This window comes from Oceanobacillus timonensis (assembly GCF_900166635.1).
GTDB lineage: Bacteria > Bacillota > Bacilli > Bacillales > Amphibacillaceae > Oceanobacillus > Oceanobacillus timonensis.
Genome location: NZ_LT800497.1, coordinates 2,198,608 through 2,219,735 on the forward strand (window position 1 = coordinate 2,198,608; position 21,128 = coordinate 2,219,735).

18 protein-coding genes are annotated in these 21,128 nt (G+C 40.3%); 15 read left to right on the forward strand and 3 right to left on the reverse strand.

What is annotated here, in order from left to right:
- Nucleotides 1-152 precede the first annotated feature (152 nt).
- A complete protein-coding gene (gene pheS, locus B7E05_RS10700; RefSeq protein WP_080874187.1) occupies nt 153-1,187 on the forward strand; it encodes a phenylalanine--tRNA ligase subunit alpha in 1,035 nt (344 codons plus the stop codon).
- Nucleotides 1,188-1,208: 21 nt separating this feature from the next.
- A complete protein-coding gene (gene pheT / locus B7E05_RS10705) occupies nt 1,209-3,638 on the forward strand; it encodes a phenylalanine--tRNA ligase subunit beta (RefSeq protein WP_080874188.1) in 2,430 nt (809 codons plus the stop codon).
- Between the two features lie 67 nt (nt 3,639-3,705).
- Here the strand turns inward: pheT and ung are convergent, their stop codons facing one another.
- Together ung and rnhC are read right to left on the reverse strand one after the other, a co-directional pair.
- Nucleotides 3,706-4,398: a uracil-DNA glycosylase gene (gene ung / locus B7E05_RS10710; protein WP_080876280.1), complete on the reverse strand. Its 693-nt coding sequence runs from the start codon at nt 4,396-4,398 to the stop codon at nt 3,706-3,708.
- Between the two features lie 14 nt (nt 4,399-4,412).
- Entirely contained in the window at nt 4,413-5,330 is a 918-nt protein-coding gene (gene rnhC / locus B7E05_RS10715; RefSeq protein WP_080874189.1) for a ribonuclease HIII, read from the reverse strand.
- Nucleotides 5,331-5,458: 128 nt separating this feature from the next.
- Between rnhC and zapA the strand changes: the two genes are divergently transcribed.
- The 12 genes from zapA (at nt 5,459) to uvrC (ending at nt 19,148) form a co-directional block, all read left to right on the forward strand.
- Complete coding sequence (gene zapA, locus B7E05_RS10720; protein ID WP_080874190.1) at nt 5,459-5,719, forward strand: cell division protein ZapA; 261 nt, start codon at nt 5,459-5,461, stop codon at nt 5,717-5,719.
- Nucleotides 5,720-5,724: 5 nt separating this feature from the next.
- Nucleotides 5,725-6,276 carry a CvpA family protein gene (locus tag B7E05_RS10725; protein ID WP_080874191.1) on the forward strand — a complete coding sequence of 184 codons (552 nt, stop codon included), beginning with the start codon at nt 5,725-5,727 and terminating at the stop codon, nt 6,274-6,276.
- A 173-nt stretch (nt 6,277-6,449) separates the two neighbouring features.
- Complete coding sequence (gene polX / locus B7E05_RS10730; RefSeq protein ID WP_080874192.1) at nt 6,450-8,162, forward strand: DNA polymerase/3'-5' exonuclease PolX; 1,713 nt, start codon at nt 6,450-6,452, stop codon at nt 8,160-8,162.
- Nucleotides 8,163-8,204: 42 nt separating this feature from the next.
- Nucleotides 8,205-10,550: an endonuclease MutS2 gene (locus tag B7E05_RS10735; protein ID WP_080874193.1), complete on the forward strand. Its 2,346-nt coding sequence runs from the start codon at nt 8,205-8,207 to the stop codon at nt 10,548-10,550.
- 99 nt (nt 10,551-10,649) lie between these two features.
- Nucleotides 10,650-11,060 carry a DUF350 domain-containing protein gene (locus B7E05_RS10740; RefSeq protein ID WP_080874194.1) on the forward strand — a complete coding sequence of 137 codons (411 nt, stop codon included), beginning with the start codon at nt 10,650-10,652 and terminating at the stop codon, nt 11,058-11,060.
- Between the two features lie 172 nt (nt 11,061-11,232).
- Nucleotides 11,233-12,933: a long-chain-fatty-acid--CoA ligase gene (locus B7E05_RS10745; RefSeq protein WP_080874195.1), complete on the forward strand. Its 1,701-nt coding sequence runs from the start codon at nt 11,233-11,235 to the stop codon at nt 12,931-12,933.
- Nucleotides 12,934-13,144: 211 nt separating this feature from the next.
- Nucleotides 13,145-13,729 carry a fatty acid metabolism transcriptional regulator FadR gene (locus B7E05_RS10750; protein ID WP_080874196.1) on the forward strand — a complete coding sequence of 195 codons (585 nt, stop codon included), beginning with the start codon at nt 13,145-13,147 and terminating at the stop codon, nt 13,727-13,729.
- A gap of 34 nt (nt 13,730-13,763) precedes the next feature.
- A complete protein-coding gene (locus B7E05_RS10755) occupies nt 13,764-14,537 on the forward strand; it encodes an enoyl-CoA hydratase (RefSeq protein WP_080876281.1) in 774 nt (257 codons plus the stop codon).
- A gap of 23 nt (nt 14,538-14,560) precedes the next feature.
- A complete protein-coding gene (locus B7E05_RS10760) occupies nt 14,561-15,334 on the forward strand; it encodes an electron transfer flavoprotein subunit beta/FixA family protein (RefSeq protein ID WP_080874197.1) in 774 nt (257 codons plus the stop codon).
- A gap of 400 nt (nt 15,335-15,734) precedes the next feature.
- Nucleotides 15,735-16,709, forward strand: a complete 975-nt coding sequence (locus B7E05_RS10765; protein WP_080874198.1) for an electron transfer flavoprotein subunit alpha/FixB family protein — start codon at nt 15,735-15,737, stop codon at nt 16,707-16,709.
- Between the two features lie 182 nt (nt 16,710-16,891).
- Nucleotides 16,892-17,206: a thioredoxin gene (gene trxA / locus B7E05_RS10770; protein ID WP_080874199.1), complete on the forward strand. Its 315-nt coding sequence runs from the start codon at nt 16,892-16,894 to the stop codon at nt 17,204-17,206.
- A 136-nt stretch (nt 17,207-17,342) separates the two neighbouring features.
- Nucleotides 17,343-19,148 carry an excinuclease ABC subunit UvrC gene (gene uvrC / locus B7E05_RS10775; RefSeq protein WP_080876282.1) on the forward strand — a complete coding sequence of 602 codons (1,806 nt, stop codon included), beginning with the start codon at nt 17,343-17,345 and terminating at the stop codon, nt 19,146-19,148.
- A gap of 118 nt (nt 19,149-19,266) precedes the next feature.
- Here uvrC and B7E05_RS10780 read toward each other — a convergent pair whose 3' ends face one another.
- Nucleotides 19,267-19,719, reverse strand: coding sequence for a YslB family protein (locus B7E05_RS10780; protein WP_080874200.1), 453 nt, complete (start codon nt 19,717-19,719; stop codon nt 19,267-19,269).
- A 759-nt stretch (nt 19,720-20,478) separates the two neighbouring features.
- Here B7E05_RS10780 and B7E05_RS10785 point away from each other — a divergent pair.
- Nucleotides 20,479-21,099 carry a succinate dehydrogenase cytochrome b558 subunit gene (locus tag B7E05_RS10785; protein ID WP_080874201.1) on the forward strand — a complete coding sequence of 207 codons (621 nt, stop codon included), beginning with the start codon at nt 20,479-20,481 and terminating at the stop codon, nt 21,097-21,099.
- The last annotated feature ends 29 nt before the right edge of the window (nt 21,100-21,128 follow it).

Genomic DNA, 21,128 nt, shown 5'->3' on the forward strand with positions numbered 1-21,128 from the left:
ACGAGGCAAGAGTTGGATTGGATATATTTATCCGGTCAACAAGGGTGGTACCGCGACCATATAGCTTCGTCCCTTTTTTGGAGACGGAGCTTTTTTATGTTTCCAAAAGTCCATCAAAAACAGGAAAGTATTAAAAGGAGGTATTTGACGCAATGAAGGAAGACTTGCAGGCGATTGAGCGTGAGGCTCTCGCAGCTATTGAACAAGCAGAAAACAGCCAGGATTTACAAGAGATGAAAGTAAAATACTTAGGTAAAAAAGGCTCTTTAACAACTGTTCTACGTGGAATGGGAAAGCTTTCCAAGGAAGAGCGTCCCGTAATCGGGGAACTTGCCAATAATGTCCGCGCAACGATTACCGAAGCATTGGACGCAAAAACAGAAAAAATGGAAAAAGCAGCTTTGAATAAGCAGTTGGAAGCTGAAACCATCGACGTGACATTACCTGGGAATCCGGTCCATGTCGGCGGCAGGCATTTATTAACAAGTATTATGGAAGAGATTGAGGATTTATTTATCGGGATGGGCTATGAAGTAAAAGAAGGCCCAGAAGTAGAAACGGATCACTACAATTTTGAAAAATTAAATTTACCAAAAAATCATCCGGCACGTGATATGCAGGATACATTCTTTATTACGAATGAATTGCTTTTGCGTACACAAACATCTCCTGTACAAGCGCGGACCATGGAAGCGTATCAAGGGGAACGCCCGATTAAAATGATTTGCCCGGGGAAAGTGTACCGCCGCGATACGGATGACGCGACCCATTCGCATCAATTCAGACAAATTGAAGGTTTAGTCGTGGATAAAAATATTACATTGAGTGATTTAAAAGGAACGTTGGATGTATTTGCGAAAAAAATGTTCGGGAAAGATCGCGAAATTCGTTTGCGGCCGTCTTTCTTCCCGTTCACAGAACCATCCGTGGAAATGGATGTGTCGTGTAAGGTGTGTCATGGAGCAGGGTGCTCTGTTTGTAAAAATACCGGCTGGATCGAAATTTTAGGCGGCGGCATGGTACACCCGCGTGTATTGGAAATGAGCGGTTATGATTCGTCTGTTTACAGCGGATTTGCATTCGGAATGGGACAGGAACGTATTGCGATGCTGAAATATGGGGTGAATGACATTCGTCATTTCTATACCAACGATGTCCGTTTCTTGTCACAATATCATCAAGCGTAAGAGGAAGAAGGAGGAGAGGACATGCTTGTTTCTTATAATTGGTTACGAAACTATGTCAATTTAGACCAGGTAACACCGGAAGAATTAGCGGAAAAAATAACACGGTCCGGTATTGAAGTAGAGGGAGTGGAATATCTGGCGCCTGCTCTCGAAAAAATTGTTGTTGGATATGTCACATCCTGCGAGAAGCATCCAGATGCAGATAAACTAAACCTATGCCAGGTGGATGTTGGAGAAGAGTCCCTGCAAATCGTCTGCGGAGCGCCAAATATTGCAGCTGGTCAAAAGGTTGCCGTGGCGAAACCCGGCGCCAAGCTTCCTGGTGGTATGAAAATTAAAAAAGCAAAGCTGCGCGGTGTAGAATCCAATGGCATGATTTGTTCTTTGCAGGAGCTTGGATTAGAAGAAAAATACGTTCCTGCCGACGTTGCAGAAGGTATTTTTGTCTTCCCTGAAGATGCAGCAGTTGGGGCGTCTGTACAAGAACTATTAAATTTAGATGACGCTGTGTTGGATTTAGATGTACTAGCGAATCGTCCAGATGCACTAAGTATGCTGGGTGTAGCGTATGAGGTAGCAGCTGTTTTAAACCGGCCCATCGATTTACCTGATGAAAGCTTGGCACCAGATGCATCTTTACAAGCCGAGGATTATATTGATGTGAAGATTGATTCCATTGAAAATAATCCATATTACGGTGCCTTTGTAGTAAGAGACGTAGAAATAAAGCAGGCCCCACTATGGATGCGAAATTATTTAATGGCTGCCGGGGTTCGCCCAATTAACAATGTTGTCGATATTACCAACTTTGTATTATTAGAATATGGACAGCCATTGCATGCATTTGATTATGATCAATTTGGTTCGAAAGAGATTGTTATCCGCCAAGCAAAAGAAGATGAAACAATGGTGACGCTGGATGGTCAGGAACGTTTACTGAATGAAAAGAATCTTGTCATTACAAACGGTAAAGAACCTGTTGCTTTAGCGGGAGTTATGGGTGGTGCTGATTCGGAAGTAACGAATAACACAACAAATATTCTGCTAGAGGCTGCTTATTTCGATGCTGTTTCTGTACACCGTACAGTAAAACAAACAGGGCTGCGCAGTGAATCAAGTACCCGTTTTGAAAAAGGCGTCGATCCGAATCGGGTGAAACGCGCTGGAATTCGTGCCTGCAGCCTGCTGCAAAAATACGCCAATGGCAAAGTAGCCAACGGGGTTGTGGAAGTAGATGAATTGGATAAATCGGAAAAAACGGTGTCGATTACAACAGCCAAGGTAAATCAGCGTTTGGGAATGCATTTGGATGAAGAAGCAATTACTTCGGTCCTCGCACGGCTGCAATTTGAATTCACCCAAAAAGGGGAAGAAATCATTGTTCAAGTACCGACGCGCCGTCTGGATATTTCCATTTTTGAAGATATTTTAGAAGAAATCATCCGTATTCACGGCTATGATCATCTCCCGTATACCATTCCACAAGGCTGGGTACAAGCTGGCGGATTAACAGATGTTCAATTGTTACAGCGGGAAATGAAAAATTATTTATCAAGTGCCGGATTAATGGAAACTCTGACTTATTCTCTAACAAACCGGCAGGATGCAACTCGATTCCGGACGCCGGATATAAGCAATCAAAGTGTTTATCCGGTTGGTTTGGCCCTGCCGATGAGTGAAGAACACAGCCATCTGCGCTTAAGCCTGATTCCGGAAATGTTACGTGTGCTGGAACATAATGTGGCCAGAACGCAAACGGACCTGGCTTATTATGAAATTGGCAAAGTATTTGTTTCCGAAGAAGAACAGGTGTCTAACCAGCCGACAGAGAACTTGCATGTTGCCGGTGCTTTAACAGGGCTTTGGCATAACCATCCATGGCAGCAAGAGAAAAAGCCGGTTGATTTTTATGTTGCAAAAGGAATTGTGGAAGGATTATTTTCCCATCTGGCGTTAGATGTTACCTTTGCTCAGGTAAAAATGGAAGATATGCATCCAGGACGGTGCGCAGAAATTCGATTGAATGGCCAAGGTATCGGCTACGTAGGCCAAATTCATCCGCTTGTTGCAAAAGACTTTGACATCAAAGAAACATACGTATTTGAAGTTAATTTGGAACCGATATTCGCTGTACATCAGGAAGAACCTTCCTTCGCGGATATTCCGCGCTATCCGTCTGTAACAAGGGACATTGCTTTTATCCTGGACAATGATGTCCCCGCGGGTGATGTGCAAGCAGTTATCCAGGAAGTCGGTGTTCCTTTAGTGAAAGAAGTATCTATATTTGATGTCTATCAGGGAGAGCATATGGAAGAAGGTAAAAAATCGGTTGCCTACCGTCTCCTGTATCAGGATCCAACCCGTACATTGAAAGATGAAGAAGTGGATGCATCTTATCAGGAAATTATTGAAAAAGTAAATAATCAGTTTGGATCGTATGTCCGTTCCTGATTTTGACAAAAAAAAGCCGGTAAAACAGTTTGCGTGCAAGCTGTTTTACCGGCTTTTTCTTCTAAAATCAATTATCCAAACTCACATTCATAGAAAGTTGCCAATCAATCGGAGTCAGGTTTTCCTGTTCCAGAATAGCATTTGTTTTTGAAAAGTGGCGGCACCCAAAAAATCCGCGGTGTGCGGATAAAGGACTTGGATGGGGTGCTTTCAAAACATAATGCTTCCCGGTATCAATTAATTCCATCTTTTTCTGGGCAGCCGCTCCCCATAATAAGAAAACAACCGGGTTATCTTTTTGATTTAACGAATAAATAACTTGGTTCGTAAAATGTTCCCAGCCTTTATTTTTATGCGAATGTGCCTGGTGAGCACGAACGGTCAGAACATTATTAAGTAATAGCACGCCCTGCTCTGCCCATTCTTTCAAATAACCATGGGAAGGAATATCAAAACCGACATCGGCGGCCAATTCCTGATACATATTTTTCAAAGAAGGAGGGACTGCTACACCGGGCTGTACAGAGAAACTTAAGCCATGCGCCTGATTTGGGCCGTGGTAAGGATCCTGGCCTAAAATAACCACCTTCACATTTTCAAAATCGGTGTAATGTAATGCGTTAAATATATCGTACATATCTGGATAGACAGTAAAAGCATTGTATTCTTTTTTTAGAAATTCCCGTAAATTTTTATAGTAGTCTTTTTGAAATTCTTGCTCTAAAACTTGTCCCCAATCGTTGGTTAAAGGTATATTCATTATAGCACCTTCCATTATAAATATTTCTTAGCTTTTTCTGTGTTCGCAAAATGAAGTTTCGCTACGTGTCCCAGCTGTTTTTCGCCGTGGGTTCGGATATACTTTGCAGCTGCTTTATCCACTGTGCTGGATGCACCTTTTGGCAGGGCAATTCCCGCTTCTTCCGATAACTTGTCCATAGCAGTTACAAAACGGGCTCTGGCTAATATAGAAGCGGCAGCTACATTAATGGAATGGCTCTCCGCTTTAGTAATAAAGGTTGTATGATCATGAAGCTTTAATGCTTCCGACTGCAGATAGCGTTTATATACAGCAGGGGTGCAAAATTGATCAATAACGATACCGTCATAAGCTGTTCCATTTAATTTTTTAATCAATTTATCAATAGCGTGATGATGCAGCATCGCTTTCATCTTTCCCTGCGACCAGCCTTTGTTTTGCAGGCGATTGTATTTTTCGTTTTCCAATCTGAGGATGGTGTACGAAATGGGCAGCTTTACAATTTTCTGTGCGAGCTGGTGAATAAAGTCATCTCTTAAGTGCTTGGAGTCTTCCACGCCAAGCTGTTTTAATTGTAATTGCTGCTCTTTGTCCGCAAAAACGGCAGCGACTGTTATTGGCCCGAAATAATCGCCGGTTCCAGATTCGTCGGATCCAATATGGCTCTTTTGAAAAATAGTTGTGTCTACACTTGGGGAATGCTTTGCTTTCTTTGGCTCTGCAGCAGCAGATGCGTCTTTCCACCGGGAACTCTCTTTTTCCGGAGCACTGCCCTGGAAAAGCACTTTCCCGGAATGATACGCTGTGATTACGGCATTCGGCGTCTTTGCGCGAAAAACGGCAGCCTGTGGTGTTTTTTCTAAGTATGCTTGGTAGTGCTGTTTCATTTGCTTTATTTTATCTGCAGAGATTTTTAATACAATTTGGCCCAAAACTTCATTCCTCCAATCATCCGATACTTTAGACTATAGCAAATATAACAGGATTTTGAAATACTTCTTTTTACGCAAAGTTCATGTTAATATATAGTAGAATCATCGTTGCACAGGAGGCAGCAAAAATGACAGATAATGAAAAAAAACGCATATCAGTTGAAATATATAATCGAACATACCATGTTATTGGTACAGAATCAGAACGCCATGTACAATTAGTGGCAAATTTAGTCGATCAAAAAATGAATGAAATCCATGATGTTAATAAACAGTTAGATACGGCAAGTTTAGCGGTATTGACAGCAGTCAATACAATGAATGATTACGTAAAACTAAAAGAAGACTATGCGACGCTTTTAGGCTCATTAAGAAAGAAAGAGGAATAACAAACATGATTAACATAATTATAATGATTCTTTTCATTTTTGGGATTATGATGGGATTAAAAAGAGGGTTCATCCTTCAATTATTCCACTTAACGGGTTTTGTTATTGCTTTTATTGTTGCAGTAATGTATTACAGCCCGGTTGCGGAAAGACTATCCCTGTATATCCCTTATCCCGACCTCTCCAGTGATGGAGCATGGTCATCCTTTTTAGAAAATCTGCCGGTGGAGACCGCATTTTATAACGCCATTTCTTTTGCGCTTATCTTTTTTGCGGTGAAATTTATCCTGCAGATTATTGCTTCTATGCTTGATTTTGTAGCAGCTATACCAATTATCAATTTTATTAATAAAATATTTGGAGCTGTACTCGGTTTTGTTGAAATCTATTTAATCAGTTTTATTATTCTATACATTCTGGCGTTAACGCCGGTTGGCGGCGTACAGGAAGTCATCCAGGGGTCGTCTCTGGCGATGCGGATTATTGAACAGACGCCATATTTTTCCGAACGTATTTATGAATTATGGTTTAATCTGACAGAATCCCTGGGCAAATAGAATAGCAGAAGGGAACAGGATAATAAGCAAAACGGACTCAAACTAACATCAATAGCTTGAGTCCGTTTTATCACGAAAACCATCCGTAAGTCCCCTGCCTTTATGGAAAAATCAAAACTTCTACGGAAGAAAGCTTTATTTTATTAACTAGTGACAGAATAGGGTGAAAGTGTATGAATAAGAAAGATATTATTGGGTTGCTGGAAAAAATAGCTGTATATATGGAGCTGAAAGGCGAAAATCCATTTAAGATTAGTGCATACCGGAAAGCTGCCCAAGCAATGGAGGCAGACGACCGCAGTTTAAATGAAATCGACGACTTTACGAAAATGAAAGGTATTGGAAAAGGGACTGCACAGGTCATTACAGATTTTAAGGAAACAGGGCATTCCGAAACGTTGGAAACATTAGAAACAGAAGTACCGGCAGGGCTAGTTCCTTTGTTGGATTTACCGGGTTTAGGCGGGAAAAAGTTGTCTAAACTGTATCAGGAACTCGGTGTAATAGATGGGGAAACATTAAAAGCGGCATGCCTGTCCGGCAACGTCGAGGAGCTTCCTGGTTTTGGCAAAAAATCAGTGGAGAAGATTATTGCAGCCCTCGAGGATGCAGGTAAAAGACCGGAACGGCTGCCGATAGCTACCATGCTGCCAATTGCGGAGAAGTTAGAAGCATTCTTAGATGGCATTCCCGGAATTATTCGTTATTCTCAGGCGGGAAGTATCCGGCGTATGCGTGAAACAGTCAAGGATCTGGACTTTATCATTGCGACAGATAAAGCAAATGAAGTAAAAGAAGCATTAATCACATTTCCGACAGTCAAAGAAGTTATTGCCGGCGGAGATACTAAAGTATCCATCACGTTAGAAGAAATCTATGATATTAATGTTGATTTCCGGATGGTGTCAAATGAAGCATTTGCATCAACCCTCCATCACTTCACCGGTTCAAAAGATCATAATGTCGCCATGCGGCAATTAGCAAAATCACGCGGTGAAAAAATCAGTGAATATGGTGTGGAAGTGGAAGAAACTGGAGAAACCCTGCAATTTGAAACGGAAACGTCGTTTTTTAATCATTTTGGCCTGCATTTTATTCCGCCCGAGGTTCGTGAAAACACAGGAGAAGTGGAGCAGTTTAAAGAGAAGCATGCATTACTCCAGTTATCCGATATCCGCGGAGATTTGCATATGCATACCACCTGGAGTGATGGCGCACAGTCATTGGAGGAAATGGTAGAACAGGTGAAGCGTATGGGCTACTCCTACATGGCTATTACAGACCACTCGAAATTTTTGCGGGTAGCAAATGGGTTAAATGAAGACCGCCTGCGTAAACAGCAGGAAGAAATCCATCGGTTAAATGAAAAATACCCAGATTTTCATATCTTTTCAGGGGTGGAAATGGATATTTTGCCGGATGGTCGTTTAGATTTTGATGATGATTTTCTAAAAGAATTGGATTTTGCAATCGGCGCGATTCATTCCAGCTTCCAACAATCAGAAGAAGAAATCATGCGCAGGCTGAATAATGCACTTGAAAATCCTTACGTTTCCATTATTGCTCACCCGACAGGAAGACTTATTGGTAAAAGGGAAGGATATAAAGTCCAATTAGAACAGTTGATTGAGAAAGCAAAAGAAACGAATACAGCGTTGGAAATAAACGCCAATCCTAATCGTCTGGATTTGTCGAGTGAATGGGCTAAAAAAGCACAAGAAGCTGGTGTGAAGCTCGTGATTGACACCGATGCTCATAATTATGACATGCTCGAACATATGCAGTATGGCGTTGCAACTGCCCGCAAAGGGTGGGTGAAACCGTCTACCGTCATCAACACATGGTCTAAAGAAGCACTCATTACATTCTTTAATCAGAAGAGATAAGTCATTATATAATATTGAATTTTAACAAAAGAGGGTTTTAACATGAACGAACGAATATTAAAAACGCTTGAATTTCATCGTCTTGCTGACATGCTTCGTGATCAAGCGGAAACCTCTATCGGAAAGGAATTAGCATCGAAGATAAAACCGAAATCCACACTGGATGAAACGGAAGAACTGCAAGCTCAGACAGATGAAGCCGTGCAGATTTTTCGGCTGAATAAAGTCATCCCTCTGGGCGGTATTTCAGATATAAGGCCAAGTGTCAAACGCAGTGCCATAGGGAGTATTCTTGCTGCCGATGAAGTATTAGCCATTGGTGATACGTTATATGGCGGAAGACAGACAAAAAGTTTCATCGAGCAAGTTGAGGATGTAGAAATACCGATTCTGCAATCCGCAGCAGCGAATATTATCGCTATCCGTGACCTGGAGCAGCATATTAATAGCTGTATCGATGATCATGGTCATATCATGGATGCCGCATCTCAGGCATTGCGGTCTATCCGCAGCTCTATCCGGACGTATGAAAGTACTGTCCGAAATAAACTGGAAAACTATACACGGTCTAACAGTAACATGCTTTCCGATGCAATTATTACGATTCGGAATGACCGTTATGTGTTACCGGTGAAACAGGAATACCGTGCTGCTATTGGCGGGATTGTCCATGATCAGTCATCTTCCGGCCAAACGTTATTTATGGAACCCAAAGCGGTTGTTGATATGAATAATAAATTACAGGATTTATTTTCTAAAGAAAAACAAGAGATAGAACGTATTTTAAAAGAGCTTAGCGGACATATCGCTTCATATGAGCAAGAGCTTTTAAATAATATTTACTGGCTTTCGGAAATTGATTTTATCAGCGCCAGGGGAAAACTTGCGCAAAAAATGCATGCGGTAAGACCTAAGATGAATATACATGGTTATATAAAGATGCAGCAGGCAAGGCACCCTTATATTCCGGATGATCAAGTCGTCGCCAATGATATTGAAATGGGGAAAGACTTTCAGGCAATTGTTATTACAGGACCTAACACAGGCGGGAAAACAGTTACTTTAAAAATGGCGGGGCTTTGTACATTGATGGCACAGTCCGGTTTGCAAGTTCCGGCACTGGATGGTTGCGAGATGCCGGTATTTGATGAAATTTTTGCTGATATCGGGGATGAACAGTCCATTGAACAAAATTTAAGTACTTTTTCTTCCCATATGACAAATATTGTAGAAATTATGAAACATGTAACAGACAGGTCGCTTGTTTTATTTGATGAATTAGGTTCAGGGACTGATCCGCAAGAAGGGGCTGCTTTGGCAATGTCCATTCTTGATGAGGTGCTTGATAAAAATGCCAGTGTCATTGCTACAACGCACTACCCGGAATTAAAGGCTTATGGATTTAATCGAAAGCAGGTGGTCAATGCTTCTGTTGAATTCGATGTAGAGACATTGAGACCGACTTACCGGCTATTAATCGGCGTACCAGGACGCAGTAATGCATTTGATATTTCCAGACGATTGGGACTGGATGAAGATATTATTCAACATGCAAAACAGTTGGTTGGTATCGATTCTAACCAGGTGGAAAACATGATTGCTTCCTTGGAACAATCTCATACCGAGGCGGAAAAGGACTATGAAAAAGCCCACGAGATATTAGAAGAAAGTGAGAAACTTCACCAGGAATTGACGAAAGCAATGAATCATTGGGAAGATAATAAGCAAAAGATATATGAGAAAACGGAAGAGAAGGCCGAAAAAGCTTTAACGAAAGCACGACAGGAAGCAGAAGAAATTGTTCAGATGATGCGTCATATGAAAGACCAATCTGGTATGAAAGAGCATGAATGGATAGAAGCCAGAAAGATGTTAGATGATGCAATGCCGCACTTAAGCAGTGATAAATCAAAAAGCCAACCTGAAAAAAGTCAGGAGGAGAGCGAGTTAAAACCTGGAGATGAGATAAAACTCCTGACAGTAAATCAGCTTGGCGAAGTTGTGGAAAAGGTAAACAATAAGGAATACATGGTTCAGGTCGGTATTATGAAGGTGAAAGTGAAACGATCTGACTTGGAGCTTGTGAAGAAGAAGAAAAAGAAACAGGCTGAACCAGTAGCAACCGTAAGAGGCAGTAACCAACATGTGAAAACAGAATTAGACTTACGTGGTGAACGTTATGAAGATGCGATGCACAAGTTGGAAAAGTATGTGGATGATGTATTGTTGGCCGGGTACACCCAAGCGTCTATTATCCACGGGAAAGGCACTGGAGCATTGCGAAAAGGGGTGCAGGAATTCGTAAAACGCCATCCGCATATCAAGGGTTCCAGAGCCGGAGAAGCTGGAGAAGGCGGAAGCGGCGTTACAGTTATTCGTTTTGAATAAAGCGGTAAAGAATGCATTTAAATGTTAGAAACATTGGAAGAGGGGGTTGCGTAGTATCAAGCTGACGAATCCCTTCTTGCCAATCAAGGAGCGAGAAAAATGGAAGGTTTTTGGGAAAATATATTAGTAATCACTGCAGCAAGATACAGTGTCTTTATTTTATCTACCTTATTATTTTTAGCAATAGCAGAACTGGTAACTTCCTATAAAAACTGGGAAGAAATTAAAAACGGAAACGTGGCTGTCGCAATGGCTACCGGAGGGAAATTATTTGGTATCGCCATGATTTTCAGATTCTCTATTGAACATAATGACAGTTTACTTGTATCGATGGGCTGGGGCGTTTATGGATTTGTATTGTTAATAGCCGGTTACCTGTTTTTTGAGTTTTTAACGCCATTTATGAAAGTAGATGAAGAGATTGGCAATGGAAATAAGGCTGTCGGATTTATTTCTATGATTATTTCCGTTGGATTAGCATATGTTATCGGAGCAAGTATTGTAGGTTAGGAGTGGGATTTGTGATATTTGAACGCATGGCAAAAATATTAATCGCAGTAGCTGTCGTTTTCTTCGTCGTTGGAATTGTTTATCTGTTTCTCTAGAAAATAGATAATATTTTCAAAAATAGAAAACAATCGTTATAATAGGTATAGAATGATAATGAAGGAGGAATGGTTTGATGGAAAAAAGAGCTTGGCATGACCGTTACCCGGAGGATTTGCCGCTCACACTGGAATATGATAAGTGTCCGTTGTACCAATATTTGGTGGATGCTGCGGCGTTATACGGAGAAAAGAAAGCGCTTTATTTTATGGGGAAGGAAATGACGTATAAGACGGTTTATGAAGAAGCGAAGAAAACAGCAAATTACCTGCAATCCATCGGTATCAGAAAAGGAGATCGGGTGGCAATTTTTTTACCGAATACCCCTCAATCGGTGATTAGTTATTATGGTATTCTGATGGCAGGAGCGGTAGCTGTTCCGACGAACCCCCTTTATACAGAAAGAGAGTTAATTTTTCAAATGAATGATGCGCAGGCAAGAGCTATTATATGTTTAGATATTTTACTGCCGCGTGTAAACAGTGCCCGCTCCCATACAACATTAGAACATGTTATCGTAACCGGTATCAAAGACTATCTTCCATTCCCGAAAAATGTCATCTATCCATTTATACAGAAGCGGGAATACAATATGGTGGTAAAAGTAGAACCGGGCAATGATACACACATATGGAAAAAGATAATGGAACAATCGGTGCCTGATTATTTAGAATCCGCGATTGACCCGGAAGAAGATATTGCGCTCCTGCAATATACCGGCGGAACAACAGGAAATCCCAAAGGCGTGATGCTCACCCATTATAATTTAAGCTCCAATGTGCAAATGTGTGAAACATGGCTTTCACGCAGCGGAAAACAAGCCGGGCAGGATGTTGTCCTTGGTATTCTTCCTTTTTTTCATGTATATGGCATGACTGCCGTAATGAATTTTGCCATTAAAAAAGCCTCCAAAATCATTTTAATTCCTAAGTTTGATGCAGGTGAGTTATTAAAAGTCATTGATAAACAGAAACCAAATCTTTTTCCAGGTGCTCCGACAATCTATATCGGTCTATTGAATCACCCTGATTTAGAAAAATATGATTTATCTTCTATTGATGCGTGTATTAGCGGATCAGCGCCGCTTCCGATTGAGATTCAGGAACGTTTTGAACGGATTACCGGGGGAAATCTAGTGGAAGGTTATGGCTTAACGGAAACTTCTCCTGTAACACATGCCAATTTTGTATATGCCGAGCGTATTAATGGCAGTATCGGTGTTCCTTGGCCGGATACAGATGCGAAAATTGTGCAAATGGGCGAAGAAGGATTAGAAGAAGTTCCAATTGGAGAAATTGGCGAAATAGCTGTAAAAGGACCACAAATCATGAAAGGATATTGGAATAATGAAGAAGAGACAGCATCTACGTTAAAAGATGGCTGGCTGTTAACCGGGGATTTAGGTTATGTGGATGAACGCGGTTTTTTCTATGTCGTTGACAGAAAGAAAGATACGATAATTGCCGGCGGTTTTAATATTTACCCAAGAGAAATTGAAGAAATTTTATATGAACATGAGGATGTGCAGGAAGCTGTAGTAGCAGGTGTACCTGATCCGTACAGGGGAGAAACAGTCAAAGCTTATGTTGTATTAAAAGAAGGAGCGACGCTTACAGAGGAAGAATTGAATGCGTATGCCAGAAAATATCTGGCGAGTTTTAAAGTTCCCAGAATCTATGAATTCCGTTCCGAATTACCGAAAACGGCTGTTGGCAAAATACTAAGAAGAAAACTGATTGACGAAGAGAAACAGAAACAAGAAGCAGCATCTGTTTGAGCCTCGTGCTCTTTTTTCTTTTGCAGCAAACAAACAGATGCATTTGAAAGTAAGTTTTATCTGTGATGAGAAGATGTAACAAAGACCAACCGAATGTATAGAAAAAGTAAGACAAAAAATAGATTATGATTGACAGAAAAGGGATGGGACTGTATATTGAAAATATGAATGACTATTCACTCACTTTTAATATGTAAGCAAGGAGTTCATTATGAAGAATCAAAAACCAAAATACCATCAAATTATTGAAGCTGCTGTCAAAGTAATTGCTGAAAATGGATACCATGGTTCACAAGTGTCTAAAATAGCAAAGGAAGCAAATGTAGCGGATGGTACCATTTATTTATATTTTAAGAACAAAGAGCATATTCTTGTTTCTTTATTTGAAGTGAAAATGGGGGAATTTATTGATCAGATAGCCAGAGCAATTGAAGAAAGTGACACTGCATCCGATCAATTATATACTTTGATTAAAATGCATTTCAGGCAGCTATCTTCGGATTATTATTTGGCTATTGTGACACAGTTGGAATTGAGACAATCAAATATTTCTTTAAGGATGCAGATTAACCAGGTTTTAAAGCCCTATTTAACCGTGATTGACGGCATTATTCAAAAAGGGATTAAACAACAGCAGTTTCGAGAAGATCTCAATATACCGCTGGTACGGCAAATGATTTTCGGAACACTCGATGAAATCGTCACAAATTGGGTGATGAAAGAGCAAAAGTATCCTCTCGTTGACATGGCGCCTGAGATTCACAGAATGCTCGTCAGTGCTTTGTCCGCTGAATAAACAGACAAATAAATTGGAAAAAGGGGTGTTTATTTTGTCCATTATTGATTTCCAAGTGGAAGAAAAGATTGCTTATGTAAGTATAAAAAGCCCTCCCGCCAATGCTTTATCTTCACAGATTATTACGAAATTGGATGCATTGCTAACCCAAATTGAAAAAGATAATGAAGCTAAAGTAGTTGTTTTACGAGGGGAAGGTAAATTTTTTTCGGCAGGAGCGGATATTAAGGAATTTACATCTCTTCAAGAGGCGTCGGAATATGAATCACTAGCAAAAAAAGGGCAGGATATTTTTAACAGAGTAGAGCATTTTCCGCTTCCTGTTATTGCATCCATTCATGGAGCTGCATTGGGAGGAGGACTGGAGCTGGCCATGGCCTGCCATATCCGATATGCAACTGTACACGCAAAAATAGGTTTACCAGAGATGCAATTAGGCATTATCCCGGGGTTTGCTGGCACACAGCGATTGCCGCGCTATGTCGGAAACGCAAGAGCGTACGAAATGATCCTGACCGGTGAACCCATTTCCGGAAAGCAGGCAGAAGAATGGGGGCTTGTTAACCGGGCTTTTGCAGAAGATGACCTTGAAAAAGAAGTGCATCAATTAGCTGTAAAAATTGCGGCGAAAAGCAAACCTGGAATTAACCGGATTATGCAGTTAATCCCATATGCGAATACAAGTCAATTTGAAGAAGGTGTTAACCAAGAAGCGCGTTTGTTTGGCGAAATATTTGGTTCAGCTGATGCCGCAGAAGGTGTAAGCGCTTTTATAGAAAAGAGAACGGCTTATTTTCAAGATAAATAGATTTTCGTCAGGAGGAGAGAAATATGAATATTTTTGTATTATTGAAAAAAACATTTGATACAGAGGAGAAAATCACGGTTCAAGGGGGCAGGATTGAAGATGATGGTGCAGAATTCATCATTAATCCATATGATGAATATGCAGTGGAGGAAGCGATTGTTCAAAGAGATAAGCATGGCGGGGAAGTAACAGTTGTCACAATCGGTGATGAGGATTCTGAAAAACAGCTTCGGACAGCTTTGGCGATGGGAGCAGATAAAGCTGTTTTGATTAATACAGAAGAGGACTTAGAAGATGGAGATCAATTTACAACAGCAAAAATTTTGGAAGCGTTTTTTGAAGATAAAGAGGCGGATTTGATTCTGGCAGGTAATGTTGCTATTGATGAAGCCAGCGGTCAGGTTGGACCAAGACTTGCGGAGCTCTTAGGAATTTCTTACGTGACGACGATAACCAGTTTGTCTATTGACGGTGAGAATGTATCGATTGAAAAAGATGTCGAAGGTGATGTGGAAATCATCGAAACAAGTTTGCCTGTGTTAGTGACGTGTCAACAAGGGCTAAATGAACCGCGTTACCCGTCTTTACCAGGTATTATGAAAGCTAAGAAAAAACCGCTGGAGGAATTAGAAATCGATGACCTGGATTTGGATGAAGATGACGTAGAAGCAAAAACAAAAACGGTTGATATTTATCTTCCTCCTGAAAAAGAAGCGGGAAAGGTGTTAGAGGGAGATATAGAGGAGCAGGTGAAGGAACTGGTATCTTTATTGAAAAATGACAAAAAAGTACTTTGAGAGGATGTTCAAAAAGTCCAATAAAAATGACACGGCGAATTTCTACGTTGACGAGATTTTTCCGATACTCACGTATTTTAAAGCATAGAGGAACTTCTACTAAGAACATCCACGTCCTGTGGGTAACGTAGAAGTCACCACAACACGCGAGAAGTCCGTTCGTAAAAATCTCGTCGCCTTGAACTTCCGACGCACAAATGTTTCCGGTGGGGCGAGTAATCGCAGTCCCAGGACGTGCTAGTGTCGGCATTGCGACAACGCTTTTCGATGGGGTGAGTAATCGCAACCCCAGGACGTCGCGAACTTAGCCGACTTGGTCCTATTTATCGGACTTTTTGAACACGCACTTTAATTGTATGTCGATTCATATAGAAGCTGATTGGGAAAGGGGATAATAATAATGAGCGATAAGTTACTAGTAATTGGGGAAGTAAGAGATAATGAAGTAAGAAATGTTTCTTTTGAGGCCATCGCGGCAGCAAAACAAATTGATAAGGATGCGGAAATTGTTGGAGTATTATTCAGTGATAGTGATTTGACAAGTTCCGGGCAGGAATTGATTGCTTATGGAGCAGATAGTGTTGTCACAGTTACACATGATAACCTGCAAACATATACGTCGGAAGGGTATGGACAGGCGCTGTTAGACATTATCGATGAATTATCTCCAAAAGGAATTATCATGGGCCATACAGCCATTGGCAAGGATTTAACACCGAAAATTGCCAGCAGGCTTGCAAAAGGGCTTATCTCTGATGTTGTAGATATTGAAAAAGATGGGGATGAGAGTGTGTTTATTCGTCCTATCTATTCTGGAAAAGCGTTTGAGAAGAAAACATTTGAAGATGATTTTACATTTGTAACGATACGACCTAATAATATAGCTGTTCTTGAAAAAGACGATTCCAGATCTGGTGATGTGCATACCAAAGATGTAGATATTAAAGATTTGCGTACAGTTGTGAAAGATGTTGTACGCAAAGCCTCTGACGGTGTTGACCTCTCCGAAGCAAACGTTATTGTAGCAGGCGGCAGAGGGGTAAAGAGTGCAGATGGATTTAAGCCTCTTTATGAACTGGCAGAAGCATTAGGCGGTGCTGTAGGAGCCTCCAGAGGTGCTTGTGATGCGGATTATTGTGACTATGCGCTGCAAATTGGGCAGACTGGAAAAGTAGTAACGCCTGATTTGTATATTGCTGTAGGTATTTCCGGTGCGATTCAGCATTTAGCGGGAATGTCTAACTCCAAAGTGATCGTTGCGATAAATAAAGATGCTGATTCAAATATCTTTAATGTAGCGGATTATGGGATTGTTGGAGATTTATTCGATGTCATTCCGCTGCTTATTGAAGAAATTAAAAAGGTAAAAGAGTAGACTGCGATAACTTTCTGTGTTATAACATTATGCAAAAGGTCTGAAGGAAACATTTCAACACAGGCCTTTTGAAGCTTATTTCACACTTGTTCAAGCAAACTATTATACAGTATACTTGTACGGTGATATACTCATACTAAGCTTATGATAAGCTGTATGATGTTTTAAGGAGGTAAATAATAATGGCAATTAAACATGCATCAGATCAAAACTTTACAGAAGAGACGTCAAAAGGTCTTGTACTTGTTGATTTCTGGGCTCCATGGTGTGGACCTTGTAAAATGATTGCTCCTGTTTTGGAAGAAATTGATGGAGAAATGGAAGATAAAGTACAAATCGTCAAATTAGATGTTGATGAAAACCAGGAAACAGCTGGGAAATTTGGTGTGATGAGCATCCCGACACTTCTTTTATTAAAAGATGGTGAAGTGGTAGACCAGGTTATTGGTTTTCAACCAAAAGAGGCATTAACCGATTTAATTAATAAACATGCCTAATAAAGGAAAGGTTCCATTTTGTGTGATAATACAGCACAACATGGCATCTTTTATATTTTATTAGAGAAAAGAAAATCCCTTTCTCATCAAGCAGATGAAAAGGGATTTTCTGATGTATTATAAAAGGGCTGGTACTATGAAAGAAGCGATTGAAAAAAAACTGTCTATCCTTCCTATGCAGCCCGGCTGCTATTTAATGAAGGATAAGCATGGAACGATTATTTATGTGGGGAAATCCAAAAAGTTAAGGAACCGTGTCCGGTCTTATTTCCGCGGGGCAAATGACCGGAAAACGCAGCGCTTAGTACAGGATATTGCAGATTTTGAATATATGGTCACGTCGTCGGAAATAGAAGCTTTGATTTTGGAAATGAATTTAATCAAAAAATATGATCCTAAATATAATGTGATGTTAAAAGATGATAAGTCTTATCCTTATTTAAAAATCACATCCGAGCGTCACCCGCGGTTGATTGTTACAAGACAACTGAAAAAAGACAAGGGAAAATATTTTGGACCTTATCCGAACGTGATTGCAGCTAGAGAGACAAAAAAACTATTGGATCGGATTTATCCACTTAGGAAATGTAATAATCCTCCCGGAAGGCCGTGTCTTTATTATCATATGGGACAATGTTTAGCTTGCAGCAAGCATCCGCCTTCCAAAGAAATATATCAGGAAATTGTGCAAGAGATCACTTCCTTTTTACATGGCGGTTTTAAAGATATACGTAACCGTTTAACAAGAGAAATGACAGAAGCAAGTGAAGCGCTGAATTTTGAAAGAGCGAAAGAACTCCGGGATACAATCCAGCATATCGATGCCACGATGGAACAGCAGAAAATGGCTGCTAACGACTTGGTAAATCGGGATGTATTTGGGTACAGTTATGATAAAGGCTGGATGTGCGTACAAGTATTTTTTATCCGGCAAGGCAAGTTGATTGAACGGGATGTCAGCCTATTTCCGTTTTATGACAATGCGGAAGAAACGATTATCAGTTTTATTGCCCGATTCTATTTACAGGAAAATCATTTGAAACCGAAGCAAGTACTTGTTCCTATCGGTATAGATGATGACATACTGGAAAAATTGCTTGAAATTAATGTGCATACACCGCTTCGTGGTCGTAAAAAAGAAATGGTTGAATTAGCTAATAAAAATGCAAACGTTGCTTTAAATGAAAAATTTCAATTAATCGAACGGGATGAAGAAAGAACCTATCAAGCGATGGAAGACTTAGGGGATTATCTGAATATAGAGACGCCGCGCCGGATTGAGGCATTTGATAACTCAAATATTCAGGGCACCGATCCCGTATCCGCCATGATCGTTTTTGAAGATGGAAAGCCGAATAAAAAAGAATATCGAAAGTATAAAATTAAAGATGTAGAGGGCCCGGATGATTATGATACGATGCGGGAAGTTATACGCAGACGTTATACTAGAGTACTTCGCGAGGACCTCCCTTTACCTGATTTAATTATTGTTGATGGTGGAAAAGGACAGATGTCAGCAGCGGCAGATGTACTGGAAAATGAGCTTGGGCTAAGTATTCCGCTTGCCGGCCTTGCTAAGGACGACAAACATAAAACGAGTGAATTGTTATATGGCGACCCTCCGGAAGTCATTCCGTTAAAACGGCAGTCGCAGGCTTTTTATTTGGTTCAGCGGATACAAGATGAGGTGCACCGCTTTGCTATTACTTTCCATAGACAATTAAGAGGGAAAGGCGTGATTCAGTCAGAGCTCGATCGCATCCCCGGCGTTGGAGAGAAACGTCGTAAACTTCTGCTGACACATTTTAAGACAGTGGAAGAGATAAAAAATGCATCGTTAGAGGAAATGCGTAAAATTGGTATTCCCCAAAATATTGCGACTGAAATTATTGAACATTTAAAAGAACAGGAAACAGAAAAAAACGATCGTGAAATCGAATGAGTTTCGCGATCGTTTTTGGCGTTCTTTCAAACAGCCGGTTGTAATGGGTGTACTGTGTTCATTCCCGTTCCAAGAGCGATATAATAGGCGTTCCTTCATACCATCTTTGGAAGGGCAGTCAGTCTTGTATATAAACGGTAAATTCAATTTGTTTCAGGCGGCGATGGATTGATTCAAGACATTCACAATCCACACCTTCTATTTGTTGGAGTGCTTCTGCTATGATTCCTGCTTCTAATCGGAAATCGGTCTCCACATTTGATTTTAATCTGGTAACAACTGCTTCGGATAAAAGATTGAACGTTTTTACATTCTTTTTTTCCTTTACTAAATCTAACGTTCCCAGCCCCATCTTTTCAAAGAAGGAGCTTACATCTTCGAGACTATTAAATTCAAATTTACGGGCGACATTTCTGCCTAAAAAATAGAGTAATGTTTCTTTTTCTTCACCAAACAGCTCAGGCAGGCCGATATACCGTAAAATGTCATATCCCGCTCCATCGCTATATAATTGTTCTAATTCATTTACATCCAGTTTTTGATTACTCTCGTTCTTTGACACTACTTTCATCCTTTCCCTCCTGCTTCGTTCCATTTAAATATCTAAGATTATTATCTATGGTTGTTTCGTAATTAGCAAGTATTGGTACCAAATGATATGAACTTATCATAACATCACCGGCGATTTTTCTAAATCTTTTTCTAGTTATTTCGTATTGTATAGTTATCTATTATTCAACTTTCGTACTTTAAAAAGTAACTTCCATTCCATACATCTGTTGATAAAGATGAGAAGGTAAGTGCAGTTCCAGGACGTACTAGTGCAGACGTTGCGGTCTTAGCCTACCTAGGGACACGCTCTTCAGCTAACTTTTTCCAAGAAGAGCACTTGGCAAAAGGGCATCTTCAGATAGTGCTGATCTCTTAGGAGTCAAAACGGTCCGCCTCCGCTAGCAGGATGTTCTATACAGGTAAATAGCGATAAAACGAACTAGCGTAGTGTTTTTCCGTAGCGGGAGCTATATACAATGTTCATCCTGAAACAGTAAGGTTTAGATGCTTATCCTTAGATGCGAAAGTTGAGTCTATTAGAAAAATCCATGTGTCTTATAGAATTATATCAACATTTCCTGCTGAAAAGATATTTTGAAGAGAATCTTTTTCTTTTTCTTAAAATAAGGTAGTTGGGAATTCTTGACGCTTTAGATTGTAAGAAGTACAATAATAGATGTTATTGGCTGTACTATGAAAATAAATTTATACGTTTTTGTAAAGGCTTTATTTTTGTAGTATACATATTATGGGATTACGTTTCAAAAGGGGGGTAAACATGGCAGAACAACGTGAGTTCTTCTTTAGAAGACTACATTCGTTACTGGGAGTTGTACCGATTGGTATTTTCTTAGTACAACATTTATTTGTCAATCATTTTGTTGTGTATGGAGAAGAAGCGTTTAATACAGCAGCTGGTTTTATGGCTAATTTGCCATTTGTATTGGTATTAGAAACACTTGTAATCTATCTACCAATCTTGTTCCATGCGATTTTAGGTGTTTATATTGTTTTCACATCTAGATACAGCACACGACGTTATGGATTTTTCCGTAACTGGATGTTCGCATTACAGCGGTTCACTGGAATTTTTCTTGTTGTCTTCATTGCATGGCACGTAATCGAAACACGCGTTCAGATTGGTTTAGGAAATGCTGAAGCAGACTACAGTCTGATGGAAGGTATTTTGACGAGCACACCGATGTTTTGGTTCTATGTGGTAGGGGTTCTTTCAGCTGTATTCCATTTCGCAAATGGATTGTGGAGCTTCCTGGTAACATGGGGAATTACGCAAACACCAAAATCACAGCGCATTTCCACGTATGTATGTCTGATTGTATTTTTAGCAGTCGGCTATTTAGGGGTGAGATCATTACTTGCATTCGCATATGGTGTCTAAATAGTAATGAAATGAAAGAAGGAGTGAGC